This is a genomic window from Neptuniibacter sp. QD57_21 (genome assembly GCF_047778075.1).
Lineage (GTDB): Bacteria > Pseudomonadota > Gammaproteobacteria > Pseudomonadales > Balneatricaceae > Neptuniibacter.
This window is the reverse complement of the sequence record NZ_CP180549.1, coordinates 1,905,838-1,920,479: the sequence shown is the minus strand read 5'-3', so window position 1 is coordinate 1,920,479 and position 14,642 is coordinate 1,905,838. Positions and strand designations below refer to the sequence as shown.

At 43.4% G+C, this 14,642-nt stretch carries 16 protein-coding genes; 12 read left to right on the top strand and 4 right to left on the bottom strand.

From position 1 onward, the window contains the following. Positions 1-4 precede the first annotated feature (4 nt). Entirely contained in the window at positions 5-940 is a 936-nt protein-coding gene (locus ACMXYS_RS08470) for a LysR family transcriptional regulator (RefSeq protein WP_415884579.1), read from the bottom strand. Between the two features lie 145 nt (positions 941-1,085). Here ACMXYS_RS08470 and ACMXYS_RS08465 point away from each other — a divergent pair, with 145 nt between their 5' ends. Next, entirely contained in the window at positions 1,086-4,154 is a 3,069-nt protein-coding gene (locus tag ACMXYS_RS08465; RefSeq protein ID WP_415896252.1) for an FAD-binding and (Fe-S)-binding domain-containing protein, read from the top strand. A 41-nt stretch (positions 4,155-4,195) separates the two neighbouring features. Here ACMXYS_RS08465 and ACMXYS_RS08460 read toward each other — a convergent pair whose 3' ends face one another. Next, positions 4,196-4,768, bottom strand: coding sequence for an SPOR domain-containing protein (locus ACMXYS_RS08460; protein WP_415896251.1), 573 nt, complete (start codon positions 4,766-4,768; stop codon positions 4,196-4,198). A 116-nt stretch (positions 4,769-4,884) separates the two neighbouring features. On the opposite strand from ACMXYS_RS08460, the gene rraA reads away from it, so the two are divergent. After that, positions 4,885-5,376 (top strand): ribonuclease E activity regulator RraA, encoded by a 492-nt coding sequence (gene rraA / locus ACMXYS_RS08455; protein WP_415884582.1) that lies wholly within the window; start codon positions 4,885-4,887, stop codon positions 5,374-5,376. A 425-nt stretch (positions 5,377-5,801) separates the two neighbouring features. Next, the gene (locus tag ACMXYS_RS08450) at positions 5,802-6,200 is read left to right on the top strand and encodes a hemerythrin domain-containing protein (protein WP_415896250.1); all 399 of its coding nucleotides are present in this window, start codon (positions 5,802-5,804) and stop codon (positions 6,198-6,200) included. Here the strand turns inward: ACMXYS_RS08450 and ACMXYS_RS08445 are convergent. Further along, positions 6,197-6,628 (bottom strand): RrF2 family transcriptional regulator, encoded by a 432-nt coding sequence (locus ACMXYS_RS08445; RefSeq protein WP_415884584.1) that lies wholly within the window; start codon positions 6,626-6,628, stop codon positions 6,197-6,199. The genes ACMXYS_RS08450 and ACMXYS_RS08445 overlap by 4 nt on opposite strands. Positions 6,629-6,798: 170 nt before the next feature. Between ACMXYS_RS08445 and ACMXYS_RS08440 the strand changes: the two genes are divergently transcribed. Then, positions 6,799-7,458 (top strand): HAD-IA family hydrolase, encoded by a 660-nt coding sequence (locus tag ACMXYS_RS08440; protein WP_415884585.1) that lies wholly within the window; start codon positions 6,799-6,801, stop codon positions 7,456-7,458. A gap of 14 nt (positions 7,459-7,472) precedes the next feature. After that, positions 7,473-8,531 (top strand): signal peptide peptidase SppA, encoded by a 1,059-nt coding sequence (gene sppA, locus ACMXYS_RS08435; RefSeq protein ID WP_415884586.1) that lies wholly within the window; start codon positions 7,473-7,475, stop codon positions 8,529-8,531. Positions 8,532-8,609: 78 nt separating this feature from the next. Here the strand turns inward: sppA and ACMXYS_RS08430 are convergent, their stop codons facing one another. Beyond that, entirely contained in the window at positions 8,610-9,188 is a 579-nt protein-coding gene (locus ACMXYS_RS08430; RefSeq protein WP_415884587.1) for a Maf family protein, read from the bottom strand. A 111-nt stretch (positions 9,189-9,299) separates the two neighbouring features. Here ACMXYS_RS08430 and ACMXYS_RS08425 point away from each other — a divergent pair, with 111 nt between their 5' ends. From ACMXYS_RS08425 to fabF, 7 genes are all read left to right on the top strand, one after another. Further along, positions 9,300-9,812, top strand: a complete 513-nt coding sequence (locus ACMXYS_RS08425) for a YceD family protein (protein ID WP_415896249.1) — start codon at positions 9,300-9,302, stop codon at positions 9,810-9,812. Positions 9,813-9,835: 23 nt separating this feature from the next. After that, positions 9,836-10,018: a 50S ribosomal protein L32 gene (rpmF, locus tag ACMXYS_RS08420; protein WP_007019603.1), complete on the top strand. Its 183-nt coding sequence runs from the start codon at positions 9,836-9,838 to the stop codon at positions 10,016-10,018. A gap of 2 nt (positions 10,019-10,020) precedes the next feature. Next, positions 10,021-11,037 carry a phosphate acyltransferase PlsX gene (gene plsX, locus ACMXYS_RS08415; RefSeq protein ID WP_415896248.1) on the top strand — a complete coding sequence of 339 codons (1,017 nt, stop codon included), beginning with the start codon at positions 10,021-10,023 and terminating at the stop codon, positions 11,035-11,037. Positions 11,038-11,133: 96 nt separating this feature from the next. Continuing rightward, positions 11,134-12,066 carry an ACP S-malonyltransferase gene (gene fabD, locus ACMXYS_RS08410; RefSeq protein WP_415896247.1) on the top strand — a complete coding sequence of 311 codons (933 nt, stop codon included), beginning with the start codon at positions 11,134-11,136 and terminating at the stop codon, positions 12,064-12,066. Between the two features lie 22 nt (positions 12,067-12,088). Continuing rightward, positions 12,089-12,832: a 3-oxoacyl-ACP reductase FabG gene (gene fabG / locus ACMXYS_RS08405; RefSeq protein WP_415891384.1), complete on the top strand. Its 744-nt coding sequence runs from the start codon at positions 12,089-12,091 to the stop codon at positions 12,830-12,832. A 163-nt stretch (positions 12,833-12,995) separates the two neighbouring features. Continuing rightward, positions 12,996-13,229 carry an acyl carrier protein gene (acpP, locus tag ACMXYS_RS08400; RefSeq protein ID WP_007019607.1) on the top strand — a complete coding sequence of 78 codons (234 nt, stop codon included), beginning with the start codon at positions 12,996-12,998 and terminating at the stop codon, positions 13,227-13,229. 172 nt (positions 13,230-13,401) lie between these two features. Further along, on the top strand, positions 13,402-14,640 hold the full coding sequence (gene fabF, locus ACMXYS_RS08395) for a beta-ketoacyl-ACP synthase II (RefSeq protein WP_415896246.1): 1,239 nt from the start codon (positions 13,402-13,404) through the stop codon (positions 14,638-14,640). The last annotated feature ends 2 nt before the right edge of the window (positions 14,641-14,642 follow it).

The window sequence follows — 14,642 nt, the reverse complement described above, 5'->3', positions numbered from 1 at the left end:
TTTCTTAATTAATCTCGACAAATTTTGGTAGGCTCGTAGTTTCAAATTGGCTGGTGATCAGCTTAAGTAGGCTGTCTGCTGCGGGGCTTAAAGCACGGCCTTTTCTTGTGAGAATGCAGATCTCACGTTTTAATGTTGGGTTGGTTAGTGGAACAAAGACTAATTGATCAAAAGCGTTGGTACTCGCTGCAAGGGCAGGTAAAAGGGATATGCCAATACCTGTCTTAACCATCTCTGCTAAACCAGCTGGGGTTGATACCTCAATTAAAGCGCCTTGTAGTTTTAGATCTAGATTATTCTCTTTTTGCAGCTTTAAAAGTTGTGTACGTGTGCCGGTATCTTCAGTTAAGTGAACTTGATCAAGCTCACTGACTTGGCTCCAGTCTAATTCTTTAAATGTTGCTAAAGGGTGGTCGAGTGGTAAGACTACGCCATAACGATCGCTCAATACTGGTTGGTATTTAAGTTCTGACTGGTGAGAGTGGTTACCACCAATGCCGAAGTCCACTTCATTATCTAGTACGCGCTGTTCTATACCGCCCGCGTTGTCATCTCGAAGATAGATGCCTATCTTTTCATATTGCTGGTGGTAAGTTTTGATTATCGAAGGCAGTACACGACCAATCATTGATGGCGAAGCGGCTATACCTACTTGGCCTTGTTGTTGTGTCGCGGTGGCTTGCAGGTCATTAAAAGCAGTATCAAAATCTGAGATCAATTTTTCTGCAACAGGGAGAAAACTTTCGCCTTCGCCAGTAAGCAAAACGCGGCGTGTAGTGCGGTCTAGAAGCTTTAAGCCGGCCTGATCTTCAAGCTGCTTTACTGTTGCTGTCAGAGTGGATTGGGTCAGGTGCAGGTTATCTGCGGCACGGGTAAAACTGCCGCAAGCTACGATTTCAACAAAGGCGCGTAGATGTCGAATGGAGATATTATTCGTCATTATCAATTAATCTATCGAATTTTATCGTTTGATTGATAAATGATAATTCTGCATTATTGCGCCCAATATCACAAATTGAGCATTTGACTGCATGAGAGCAATTGAGCACTGCTCTTGAAGTACAGTCATTTATAGAGGCAGTATTATGATCCCTCGTCTTTCCCAAGTCGAAACTACCGAAGCTATTTACCTTCAATTTATCGAAGCGTTACAGAAAGCAGGTTTTGCCGGCGATCTGAATCAGGATTACGCAAACCGTATCGTTCTTTCGACAGACAACAGTATCTATCAGATGCTGCCTCAGGGTGTTTTGTACCCGAAATCTACAGATGATTTGGTATTGATTGCCAAATTAGCAGATGAGTCCCGCTTTGCCGAAGTAAAGCTGAGTGCTCGTGGTGGCGGTACAGGTACAAATGGTCAGTCGCTAACCGATGGCTTGATTGTTGATGTCTCTAAGCACATGAATCAAGTTTTAGAGATTAATGCTGAAGAGCGCTGGGTTCGTGTTCAAGGCGGTGTTGTAAAAGATCAACTTAACCGTGCACTAAAACAATATGGTTTCTTCTTTGCGCCTGAGCTTTCTACCAGTAACCGTGCAACAGTTGGCGGGATGATCAATACCGATGCCAGTGGCCAGGGCTCGGTAATGTACGGTAAAACACGTGATCATGTGCTAGAACTGAATTCAGTGTTCTTAGGCGGTGAGCTTTGGAACTCTAAACCTATTTCTGATGAAGAGCTGGCTGAGATAAAGCAGCGAGATGATCGTGTCGGTGAAGTGCACAGATTGGTAGATGAAGTATTCACCGAGAAGAAAGATCTGATCGATGCCAAGTTCCCTAAATTAAACCGCTGCCTTACCGGGTATGACCTAGCGCACATTCGCGATGAGGAAGGGCGTTTTAATCTAAATTCAGTATTGTGTGGCGGTGAAGGCTCTTTGGCTTTTATTGCTGAAGCTAAGTTGAATGTTCTACCAATCCCTAAGTTCGCTGCATTGGTTAACGTTAAGTATGACAGTTTTGAATCATCTTTACGTGACGCTACAGACTTAATGGAATGGAATCCAACATCCATAGAAACTATTGATTCTAAAGTACTTAATCTTGCGATGGGCGATATTATCTGGGACACGGTAAGTGCCTATTTCCCGCAAGAGGAAGGTGAGCCGGAGATCAGTGGTATCAACCTAGTTGAGTACACATCCGATGATGAGGAATCTCTAAAAGCCGATGTTGCGCGATTAGAAGAGCATCTTAAATCTGTTGCGGGCCAGGCTGGTAAGAGCTTTGGTTTCTCTGTTGTATATGGTGCCGGTGAGATCAACAAAGTTTGGGCGATGCGTAAAAAGGCTGTTGGCCTTCTAGGCAACGCTAAAGGCCAAGAACGTCCAATTCCATTCGTGGAAGATACAGCTGTACCACCTGAGAACCTTGCTGATTTCATCATGGAATTCCGTAAGGTTCTGGATGATCGAGACTTAGCGTACGGTATGTTTGGTCACGTTGATGCGGGTGTACTTCACGTACGACCTGCTATCGATATGAAGGATCAGCTTCAGGAATCTTTAATCCGTGATATCACGGATGAAGTGGTAGCGCTGACTGTTAAATACAAAGGACTGTTGTGGGGTGAGCATGGTAAAGGTGTTCGTTCTGAATATGCGCCTGAGTTTTTTGGTGAGTTGTATCCTGAGCTACAACGAATCAAAAGTGGGTTTGACCCGCGCAACCAGATGAACCCGGGTAAGATTGCTACGCCAGCAATTGATGGTGCTGAGCTGCTTAAGATCGATCAAGTGCCGACGCGCGGTCAATTTGATCGCCAGATCAGTTCAGATACGCGAGAAGAGTATAAAGAAGCCATGTTCTGTAACGGTAATGGTGCATGCTTTAACTACGATCCAAATGACGCGATGTGTCCATCATGGAAAGGTACTCGTCAGCGCATTAATTCACCCAAAGGTCGTTCTTCACTGATTCGTGAATGGCTTCGCCTGATGGAACAAAATGGTACTGATCTTGTTGAAGAAGCTAAGCGTGTTAAAGCAAGCTCCTTTATCGCTTCTCTACCAAAGCGCATCAAAAACACCCTAGCCAAGAAAAAAGAGGAAGAGTACGACTTCTCACATGAAGTCCACGAATCCATGATGGCATGTTTAGCGTGTAAGTCTTGTGTTGGTCAGTGTCCTATTAAGGTGAATGTTCCAGATTTCCGTGCGCGCTTCTTAGAGGTCTACTACGGTCGTTACCTACGTCCTGCGAAGGATTATATGGTTGGCTCTTTGGAGTACATGATTCCTTGGTTGTCTAAGTTCCCTGCGCCGTATAACTGGGCGATGCAGAATAAGGCGCTCAAAGCGATCTTCCGTAAGCATGCAGGTATGGTTGATAGTCCTACCATCTGTACTAATAGTTTGATATCTGGCTTGAAAGCACGCGGGGTGGAGTTTGCTTCGCCACAGCTAATTAAGAGTTTGAGTGAAGAGCAACGTAGTAACGCGGTAATCATCGTACAGGATGCATTTACCAGTTACTTTGAAACACAGTTGGTGTTGGATCTTGTTGATCTGCTTTCTGGGCTTGGTTTTCATGTTTTATTAGCGCCATTCAAGCCAAATGGTAAGCCGTTGCATGTTCATGGCTTTATGAAAGCCTTTGAAAAAGCGGCTGAATCTAACAGCGCGATGCTAAAAGAGCTAGATAACACGGGCGTACCAATGATTGGTATCGATCCTTCGATGACACTGACTTACCGTCAGGAATACGGTTATGTTATTCCAGAGAAAGATCTGCCAAAGGTTCAGCTGATTCAAGAGTGGTTGAGCAATCAAAAAGATAAGCTGGGCGCTTTCGATCTAGCTAACCGCTCTACAACTGAATTTAAGTTGATGGCTCATTGTACTGAGAAGACCAATGCTGCACCTAGTATTCGTCTGTGGCAGCAGATCTACGAAGCTATGGGCTTGAAGCTTGATATTCAGGCGGTAGGTTGCTGCGGTATGTCAGGTACGTACGGACATGAAACTCAGAACGTTGAGACATCCCGTGAGATCTACCAATTGAGCTGGTCTGAAGTGGTAAATAACCCAGAAAATAAAGATCGCTTACTTGTGACTGGTTACTCGTGCCGTAGTCAGGTTAAGCGTATTGATGATCAGCAATTACCACATCCGATTCAGAAGCTGCTTAGCTTGTTGAAGGATAAGTAATTATAAGTTAAATAAAAAACGCAGCTTAAAGCTGCGTTTTTTTATGGTGTTCTACGAATGAGTAGATCATTGAAACCTTGATGTTTAAGGGATTGAGCCATCTCTAAAGCTTCTGCTTTTGATAGATATAAGCCATAAGATAAGCCAAGCAGACCATTAGGCATTGAGAATTGGTTAAGTGGTTGTGGATTTTTAAAGCGCTTAATGACAGTTTGGCGGCTCGACTCAAGCTTGTAGGCGCCTAGTTGAATGGTATAACTGCCGATAGTAGTGTTTGATTGAGATACTCTTTTTGTAAAAATAACCTGAGCTGGATTATTTATTACTTTATTAGGCTGATTGCGTAGGGTTTCTATAACTTGAACAGGCCTCTTGGAGGCTGCCCCTTGGAGCTGATCATTACTATACGAAGCTTTGATTACTAACTCGGTACTATCGGTTTTAGTCGGCTCGTTCGATGATGTTGAAAGAGACGGCGGGCTAGGCGGCTCACAATGACTAGTGTCTTCATGGCAGAAGCTATGTCGTTTTTGCGAGCAACCAGTTAATAGTAGTAATGCGCTTACGCCAACCATGGCATGTAGAAGTACCTTATTATTAAGAATTAAACTCATTTTCAATCCTAGCCCAAAAGAGTAGTGCAATTGCACAATGAATCGGCGAATATACCTTCTTTAGAATTTGAGAGCACCTGTTCTTAGGTGCAGTTATCCAGTTTAAGGAGCATATTGTGGAAGATCTTTTGCCAGAACTGTGTGATCAGTTCCCAGACCAGGTACAGGTTGTTGAGCCAATGTTCGGTAACTTTGGTGGTAAAGAGCGTTTCGGTGGCGAAATTGTTACTCTAAAAGCTTTTGAAGATAACTCTTTGGTTCGTGAGCAGGTTGCTCTACCTGGTAAAGGTAAAGTACTTGTAGTCGACGGTGGTGCTTCAATGCGTCGCGCAATGCTTGGCGATATGCTTGCAGAAAAAGCAACTAAAAACGGCTGGGAAGGCATCATCATCTACGGTTGCATCCGTGATGTTAACGCAATCAGTGATCTAGACATTGGTGTGCAGGCGCTAGGTTGCCACCCAATGAAGACTGAAAAGAAAGGTCTTGGTGAGCTAAATGTAGACGTTACCTTCGGTGGCGTGACATTCAAGCCGGGTCAGTATGTATATGCAGACAACAACGGCGTACTTATTTCAGCTGAAAAACTAGAGCTTTCTGAAGACTAATTCTGTTAGCGATTTTTTTAAAGCCCGCTTATAGCGGGCTTTTTTGTTTTTAAATAGTGCTCATTTGGTAAGAAATGTAAGTTTTGGCGAGTAAAACAAATGTGCTCATGCCTACAATTCCCCACAAAAAAATCATTCGACCTTCTATAGTGGCTTGCGCTTTTTTGGATACATGCCAAACGGTCCAGAACTTAAATAAGATCATACCTAGCACAAGGGAGTAGACAACTAGCTCTGTATTGCTCCAAATAACCATAAGTCCTCACATAAAATGTATTTGTAATGAATTAATAAATACTATAATGTATTTTAAATACACCTTAAAGCGATTGCTCGAAGAAATTACAAAATTTAATGAAATTTGGTGTGATTCGAATAATCCTGAGATAATCGATTTACACATATTATTGTGGGGGTAGAGAGGAATGAAAAGAGTAGAGGCACTAATTCCACTAAGTCATGATCATCATAAAGCTTTAGTTACTGTTAAGCATATCAATGACTTAAGAAAAGAAGCTGATAGAGAGGTTGATGAATACTGGCAGGCTAAAAGAGAAGTTTTGTATAGAGAGTTAAAGCCACATTTCGATCAAGAAGAGCGTTCTTTGCTACCACTACTCGTAGGTGAAGGAGAGTCACTAGCTGATCGTCTAGTTGCAGATCACAAGCAATTGTTGAGCATGTTGGCTGGAGATGATTCAAGCGTGGTAAATCGGTTCGCCGAGTTATTAAAGGAACATGTGCGATTTGAAGAGCGCAATCTGTTCCCTTGGTTGGAGCTCAATTATAAGAAAGAAGAATTAGCGATAGCGATGGCTAATTAAACGGATTTGGTTGTTATTAAGCTATCACGCATCGCGTCATTATTTAGCATATCTGCCAGTGTGTATTGCTCTAGGACCTGCATAAAGGCTTTCTGAGCATCGCCTAGTACATGCTGGAGTGTGCAGAAACCTGTTAGACGACAGTGTTGCTGTCCACAATTAATCAGAGGCTGTCTGCCTTCTGCATCTGCGACAATTTCGCCAATATTTATTTCTGCTGGTGGCTTCGCCAGTTTTATACCGCCTTTTTTTCCTCTATAGGTATCTAAATGACCCGCTTTGGAAAGGGCGTGTACAACTTTACGTAGATGTTCTACAGAAATGTCATAGCAGCCTGCTATCTCAGCTAGCGTCACTAGACGATCATCGTTAGTAGAAACATAGAATAAAACGCGAAGGGTGTAATCTGTAAATCGACTTAATTGCATAAAGGTCGGCTTTTTTAAAATGTCTGCAAAATATACGTTATGCAATTGCTACAAGGCAAGCGCTACCTTAAGAAAAGGCTAATAAGATAGCTGTTTTATTGATCTTGACCTTTATTGTTACTTCTATATAAACATAAGTTCCTTTCTTATGAATTAGTTAAGAGGTTTGAGTGTACAAGCTACTCATTTTTGATTGGGACGGCACAATCATCGATTCTGCAGCTAAAATTGTCTCTTGCATGCAGCTAGCAGCAAAAGATAGCGGCTTTTGTATCCCTGCCGATGAAGCAGTTAAGAATATAATCGGATTGGGTTTACCGGAAGCGATCAAAATTCTAATTCCTGATGTTGATAAAGATGGAATAGAACTGATGCGACAAAATTATGGCCGATATTTCTTGGGTGATGAATCTACGCCTTCGCCATTGTTTCCGGGTGCGCAGAAAAGTTTAGAGCAGATGCATCGTAAAGGCATGCGGATGGCTGTGGCGACCGGTAAGAGTAGGAAAGGCTTAAACCGGGTCTTTGCTGAAACTGGCTTAGGTTATTTATTTGAAACCTCTCGCTGTGCCGATGAAACTATCTCGAAACCTCACCCTCTAATGCTAGAGGAAATTCTACAAGAAACCGGTGTCTTAGCCTCTGAGGCTGTTATGATAGGCGATACTGAATATGATCTAGAAATGGGTAAGCAAGCAGGTATGGATGTTATTGCTGTGAGCTATGGTGCCCATCATTTGGATCGATTAAAGGGTTATAACCCAGTTTTGGAAGTACATGAGTTCCCAGAATTGGAAAATTGGTTAGAAAATCAGGGTGTTTTTGCCTGATACAGGAGAAGTGTGTGTCTGATAATCCATGGAATGAATCTGAACAAAATGAAGCTCCAAAGCAGCAGGAGGCTTCAGCAGCAACAGGAAGTAAGCTGGAACGCGCCGTAGAAAATGCTAAGCAAGACGGTGCGAGCAAGAAAGAGTGGAAATTAATTGAGAAAACTCTAAATGGTTTGTTTACGGAGCAGCGTCGTGCTCGTCGTTGGGGGATTTTCTTTAAGTTACTTACATTTGTATATCTTTTCGCGCTCTTGGGCATTTTCTTCGCAGGTAAAGATATTGCAACTGATGTTAAGCCGCAGGTTCATACTGCGATCATTGAAGTGAAAGGTGTCATTAGTTCAGATGATGAAGCTAGTGCAGATAATATTATCTGGTCGCTGCGCGAAGCATTTAAAGAGCCAAACGCTAAAGCAGTAATTTTGCGCATTAATAGTCCTGGCGGAAGTCCAGTTCAATCGGGTTATATTTATGATGAAATTAAACGTCTACGTGCAATCTACCCTGATAAGCCTCTGTATGCTGTTATTACAGATATAGGAGCTTCTGGTGCTTATTATATTGCAGCAGCTGCAGATTATATCTATGCCGATAAGGCGAGTTTGGTTGGATCTATTGGTGTCGTAGCAGGCAGTTTTGGCTTTGTTGATCTGATGGAAAAGATCGGTGTGGAACGTCGTTTGTATACAGCGGGTGAGCATAAAGCATTCTTGGACCCTTATTCTCCGAGAAATAGTGGTGAGGAAGAGTTCTGGCAAAGTGTACTAAATACAACCCATAATCAGTTTGTTGATCAGGTTCGTAAAGGTCGCGGAGATCGCCTTAAAGACGATCCAAAGCTATACACTGGTCTGGTTTGGAGTGGCGAGCAGGCAATTGAACTTGGTTTGGTTGATGCACTAGGTAGTTCTAGCTACGTTGCACGAGAAGTAATTAAAGTTGAGAAGCTGGTTGATTACTCTCCTAAGCAGGAGCCTTGGAAGCAAATTGTTGATGAGTTAGGCGTTAGCTTTGCGAAAGCAATTACTGCTGAACTAGGTGTCAATACAAAGAGTCATGAGCTTCGTTAAACCCTTTGTGTGAACGAAGAATAAAAAAGGAGGGTTTGGCCCTCCTTTTTTGTGTTTGATGTTTATAAGGTTGTTTTCTTATAAAACGTTTAGATCTTCTTTCTCTAACATTCTTACTAATCGGATCAAAGGTAGGCCGATAAGTGTATTAGGATCTTCGCCTTCGAGCTTGTCAAACAGTACAATGCCTAAGGCTTCAGATTTAAAACTGCCTGCGCATTTATATGGTTCTTCAGCCCGAAGGTAGTTTTCGATCATAGACGTGGTGAGCTCTCTAAAATAAACCTTAAATGGAACAACTTCTGTTTGGCACTGGCCAGTGTCTGAGTTGAGTAAAGAAAGGCCGGTTAAAAATGTAACCGCATTACCCGATAGCTTTTGTAGTTGTTTCACAGCATTCTCATGGGTATGAGGCTTGCCTAGTATCTCGTCACCTAAAACTGCGACCTGATCCGATCCAATAATCAATGAGTTAGGTGCTTCTTCAGCAATTTTTTGTGCTTTACTAGCAGATAAACGTGCAACTAATTCCTCTGCTGATTCATTCTCTAATGTCGATTCATCAATGTCTGGTGAAATGCATGAATACTCCAAATTTAATTTGTCCAAAATTTGGCGACGGAAGGGTGAGCTAGAGGCTAAAATTAGATTTCTCATGTGATTTTTTGACCATGAATATGCGAAGGCACAAATATTAGCGGTTTTATTGTAGAATTAAACCCCAAAGTCTTTGACAGGACGGGCTTCGGGCCCTAGAATTGCGCGCTTATGTCAAACGGTCCATTACCTAAACGAGTAGACCCGCGAAAACTTGCTGAGCGGGAAGTACGAATCGCAGGCCAAGCTGCACTGAAGGACATGCCCAATCTTTGTCAGGCATTAGTTGATAAAGAAGGGGAGATACAAGTTGATCTTCAGTTTGCAGTAGATGAGCAGCGAATTCGAACTCTTACAGGCAGTGCCACAGGTCATGTAACAATGACGTGTCAGCGTTGCTTGGAGTCAGTAGAGGTTGCCGTAGAGGCAGATTTTAATCTTGGAGTTGCGGCCAGTGAGGAGGCTGCTCAGCAGTTACCTCGCAGTTATGACCCCCTCATTGTTGAGGGTGAAGAGATTGAGTTACTGCCTGTTATAGAAGAAGAGTTGATTCTGAGTTTGCCGCATGATGCATATCATGATGACTGCTCTATTAACACTTCCTTCGGCGAGGCAGTGACAGAAGAAAACGAAAAACCGAATCCATTTAGTGTGTTGGCTCAGTTGAAAGCCGACAACAAATAGAAAGAACCAGGAGCTATTTAGTCATGGCAGTTCAGAAAAGTAAGAAGTCTCGTTCCCGTCGCGATATGCGTCGTTCTCACGATGCTCTGGGTAACCCGACTCTATCTGTAGAAGAAACTACCGGTGAAACTCACCGTCGTCACCACGTATCTGCTGACGGTTTTTACCGTGGTAAGCAGGTAATCAACAAGCAGGATGACGAATAAGCTTGTCAGATTACTACACCATCGCAGTTGATGTGATGGGCGGGGACTTCGGTCCCCGCGTTACTATTCCCGCCACACTCGATGCCCTTGCGCGTCATTCTCGTTTATCAGCAAAACTTATCGGTCACAGTGATGTTATTCAGCCTTATTTAAATGGTTTGAATCCTGATGTTTCTTGTCGTGTCGATGTTGTTCATGCGCCTGACACTATTTCTATGTCAGCTAAACCATCTCAAACACTTCGTAATGGCCAAGAATCTTCAATGTACAAAGCTATTCAGCTTGTAGAAGAGGGTTCGGCTCAAGCTTGTGTGAGTGCTGGTAATACAGGTGCTTTAATGGTGCTTGGTCGGTATATTCTTAGAATGTTACCCGGCGTAGATCGTCCTGCAATTATCTCATCTGTGCCTACAGCGAAAGGTCATTGTTATCTTTTAGATTTGGGTGCAAATGTTGATTGCAGTGCAGAGCATCTACTGCAATTTGCTATTATGGGTTCGGTTATGACTGCCGCCGTTGATGAGATTGATAGTCCGCGTGTGGGGCTTTTGAATATCGGTCAGGAGCAAGTTAAGGGCAATGAGCAAGTTAAGCTAGCCTCGCGCTTGATTCAGGAGCAGGGTGGCTTGAACTATGTTGGTTATATTGAAGGCGATGATCTGTATGCCGGAAATGCTGATGTGGTTGTTTGCGATGGTTTTGTAGGTAATATTGCACTTAAAAGTAGCGAAGGTCTGGCGCGCTTAATTAATCAAAAAGTACAAGCGAGCTTTAAGCAGGGGCTTTATCGAAAGTTTCTTGCGTTATTGGCTAAGCCAGTGCTTGCTGATTTGAAAAGGCAGATGGATCCATCGCGTCGTAATGGTGCAAGTTTATTAGGCTTGCAAGGAATAGTGATAAAAAGCCATGGAGCAGCTAATCAGCAGTGCTTTGGGTATGCGCTTGATCAAGCTGTGGCAGAGATAGAACAAGATATACCGCGTAAGATTTGCAGTGAAATAGAAGCAAGGCTTACCTAATACCCTTCACACAGTTTTAATTACCTATGAATGTTGTAAACTACGGCGATTGGCCTGATTCATAGGGCGTGTATTAATTGACGATTTGAGGACATCATGTCGCAAACTCTTGCTTTTGTATTTCCGGGACAGGGCTCTCAACAAGTAGGGATGCTCTCGGAACTTGCTGAAACACATCCAGTTATTAAAAACACTTTCGCTGAAGCTTCTGAGGTTCTAGGTTACGACTTATGGGACTTGGTTCAGAATGGTCCAGAAGAAGATCTTAATCGAACTGATAAGACTCAACCTGCGCTTCTAACATCAGGTGTTGCGCTATGGCGTTTATGGCAGGAGCAGAATGGTGCTAAACCAGCTGTAGTTGCAGGTCATAGTTTGGGTGAGTACACAGCGTTAGTTTGTGCTGGTGCAATCAGTTTTGCTGATGGTGTGAATCTAGTAAAACTGCGTGGTGAATTTATGCAGCAAGCCGTGCCTGCGGGTAGCGGTGCTATGGCAGCTATTCTAGGATTGGCTGATGATGCTATCGAGAAAGCTTGTCAGGAAGCAGAGCAGGGCGAAGTGGTTTCTCCGGTAAACTATAACTGCCCAGGTCAGATTGTTATTGCAGGGGAAAAAGCTGCGGTTGATCGTGCGATTGAGAACTGTAAAGAAGCGGGCGCTAAGCGTGCCATTCCTCTTCCAGTAAGTGTTCCATCACACTGTGCTCTAATGAGGCCAGCGGCTGATAAGATGGCTGAAGAGCTATCTAAGATTGAAATCAATATGCCAGAAATTGATGTGGTTCAAAATGTAACTGCTTCCGTTCCTGCGTCAGTTGAAGAATTAAAAGAAAATCTACTTGCTCAGTTATATAGTCCTGTACTTTGGACTAAAACAATCCAGGGTTTGGTTGAGCAAGGCTTGGAAAGCACTGTAGAGTGTGGTCCAGGTAAAGTGCTATCTGGTTTGAACAAAAAAGTTCATAAGCCTTTGAGTGTTGCAGCAATTAGTGATGCTGCGGGCCTTGAAAAAGCGTTAGGTCAATAATTGTAGCGCAAGGAATTTATAAATGAGTATTGAAGGTAAAATTGCGCTAGTTACTGGCGCTACTCGCGGTATCGGTAAAGCGATTGCTGAAGAACTTGGTCGTCAAGGTGCTGTGGTTGTTGGTACGGCTACAAGCGAGAAGGGTGCAGAGGCAATTTCTGCTTACCTTGCTGAAGCAGGGGTTAAAGGTACGGGGCTAGTACTGGATGTTGCTGATAGCGCATCGGTTGAAGCTGTACTAAAAACTGTACAAGATGATTTTGGTACAGTTGAAGTACTGGTTAACAATGCAGGCATCACGCGCGACAATATTTTGATGCGCATGAAAGAGGATGAGTGGGATTCTGTATTGAATACGAACCTTAACTCTATCTACCGTCTTGTTAAGGGCTGTTTACGTGGCATGACTAAGGCTCGCTGGGGTCGGATCATCAGTGTAAGTTCTGTAGTGGCATCTATGGGTAACGCTGGTCAGGCAAACTACGCTGCAGCTAAGTCAGGTATGGAAGGTTTTACTCGTGCACTAGCGCGTGAAGTAGGCTCTCGCAACATTACAGTTAACTGTGTTGCTCCTGGTTTTATCGATACAGATATGACAAGTGGATTGGCAGATGAGCACAAAGATGCGCTTAAATCTCAGATCCCAATGAATCGTTTGGGTCAACCGGAAGAAATTGCAGCTGTTGTTGGTTTTCTGGCCAGTCAAGGCGGCGGTTACGTGACTGGTGAGTCGATTCAAGTCAATGGTGGCATGTATATGGGTTAAATACCCGTATAAGGAATTGTTTTTTTCTGCCAATTGTTGATAATGTGCCGTCAGGTAGAGAATGAATTTACAATCTTGGCTTGATAAAGCCGGGATGCTTTAATAAAATTTCTTACCGCATTTCGTACTTGAATGCGGTGTTAATAAGAAGATAGGAATAGATATGAGCAACATTGAAGAGCGCGTAAAAAAGATCATCGCAGAGCAGCTAGGTGTTAAAGAAGAAGAAGTTACTCAAGAAGCTTCTTTCGTTGAAGATCTTGGCGCAGACTCTCTGGACACAGTTGAGTTGGTAATGGCTCTGGAAGAAGAATTCGAAACTGAAATTCCAGACGAAGAAGCTGAAAAAATCACTACAGTTCAGCTTGCAATCGATTACATCAACGCACACCAGTAATCGTTCGCTACAAGCAAGAATTTCGAAAAGCCGCCTATCTTTGATAGAGCGGCTTTTCTTTTGCCTGCAAGATACATAACGTTTAATGCTTAAGTCAGTTCGGTTAGAATTGGCGCATAGTTTAATTCCTGATTTATATAGAACTTCCTTGTGTGGAATATGGAGATCAAAGATGGCACGTAGACGTGTTGTGATTACCGGTATCGGTATGCTTACCCCTATTGGCAATACTGTCTCAGAGACTTGGGATAATTTACTTGCGGGTAAGAGCGGTGCTCGACCAATCACTCACTTTGATTCTTCTCCTTTTGCAACTCAGTTTTCGGCATCCGTTCAAGACTTTGATGTTACTCAGTATATGAGTGCGAAAGAGGCCCGTAAGATGGATCTATTCATTCAATACGGTATGGCTGCGGGTATGCAGGCTATTGATGATGCGAAACTAGAAGTGACTGACTCTAATGCTCAGCGTATCGGTTGTGCAATAGGCTCAGGCATTGGTGGTTTGCCAATGATCGAGAAAAACGTTGATATTCTAAATACAACGGGTCCTAGACGTGTTTCTCCGTTCTTTGTGCCGGGCAGTATTATCAATATGATCGGTGGCAATCTCGCGATCAAATACGGCCTCAAGGGCCCTAATATTGCAATCACAACGGCTTGCACTACAGGTACGCATAATATTGGTCAGGCAATGCGTATGATCCAGTATGGTGATGCTGATGTAATGCTGGCCGGTGGTGCTGAAATGGCGACTACGCCATTAGGTATTGCCGGTTTTTCTTCTGCACGAGCGTTATCAACGCGTAATGATTCTCCTGAAACAGCCAGTCGCCCATGGGATAAAGACCGCGATGGTTTTGTGCTTGGAGACGGTGCAGGCGTACTTGTACTCGAAGAATACGAACATGCTAAAGCGCGTGGTGCTAAAATTTATTGCGAATTAGCAGGTTTTGGGATGAGTGATGATGCTTATCACATGACTGCGCCTCCAGAGGACGGTGCGGGTGCAGCCCTGGCTATGCAAAACGCTATTAACGATGCATCTGTAGCACCAGACGAGATTCATTATATCAATGCTCATGGTACTTCTACGCCAGCGGGTGATATTGCTGAATCTAATGCGGCTAAATCGGTGTTGGGCAATGCAGCTGCTGATGTCAGGATGAGCTCGACTAAATCCATGATTGGTCATTTGCTGGGAGCTGCAGGTGCTGTTGAAGCAATCTTCTGTGCATTAGCGATCAGAGATCAAATTGCGCCGCCTACTATTAATTTAGATAACCCATCTGAAGGATGTGATCTAAATTACGTTCCACATACCGCTCAGCCTTGTGAGATTAAAGCGGCGCTTTCTAACTCATTTGGTTTTGGCGGAACCAACGGAACCTTGGTATTCCGTCAGATCTGATT

What these genes read in the sequence shown, in the direction of transcription:
- ACMXYS_RS08470 (WP_415884579.1), bottom strand. Translation starts at nt 940, where the DNA reads ATGACGAATAATATCTCCATTCGACATCTACGCGCCTTTGTTGAAATC.
- ACMXYS_RS08465 (WP_415896252.1), top strand. Translation starts at nt 1,086, where the DNA reads ATGATCCCTCGTCTTTCCCAAGTCGAAACTACCGAAGCTATTTACCTT.
- ACMXYS_RS08460 (WP_415896251.1), bottom strand. Translation starts at nt 4,768, where the DNA reads ATGAGTTTAATTCTTAATAATAAGGTACTTCTACATGCCATGGTTGGC.
- ACMXYS_RS08450 (WP_415896250.1), top strand. Translation starts at nt 5,802, where the DNA reads ATGAAAAGAGTAGAGGCACTAATTCCACTAAGTCATGATCATCATAAA.
- ACMXYS_RS08445 (WP_415884584.1), bottom strand. Translation starts at nt 6,628, where the DNA reads ATGCAATTAAGTCGATTTACAGATTACACCCTTCGCGTTTTATTCTAT.
- ACMXYS_RS08430 (WP_415884587.1), bottom strand. Translation starts at nt 9,188, where the DNA reads ATGAGAAATCTAATTTTAGCCTCTAGCTCACCCTTCCGTCGCCAAATT.
- ACMXYS_RS08425 (WP_415896249.1), top strand. Translation starts at nt 9,300, where the DNA reads ATGTCAAACGGTCCATTACCTAAACGAGTAGACCCGCGAAAACTTGCT.
- rpmF (WP_007019603.1), top strand. Translation starts at nt 9,836, where the DNA reads ATGGCAGTTCAGAAAAGTAAGAAGTCTCGTTCCCGTCGCGATATGCGT.
- fabD (WP_415896247.1), top strand. Translation starts at nt 11,134, where the DNA reads ATGTCGCAAACTCTTGCTTTTGTATTTCCGGGACAGGGCTCTCAACAA.
- fabG (WP_415891384.1), top strand. Translation starts at nt 12,089, where the DNA reads ATGAGTATTGAAGGTAAAATTGCGCTAGTTACTGGCGCTACTCGCGGT.
- acpP (WP_007019607.1), top strand. Translation starts at nt 12,996, where the DNA reads ATGAGCAACATTGAAGAGCGCGTAAAAAAGATCATCGCAGAGCAGCTA.
- fabF (WP_415896246.1), top strand. Translation starts at nt 13,402, where the DNA reads ATGGCACGTAGACGTGTTGTGATTACCGGTATCGGTATGCTTACCCCT.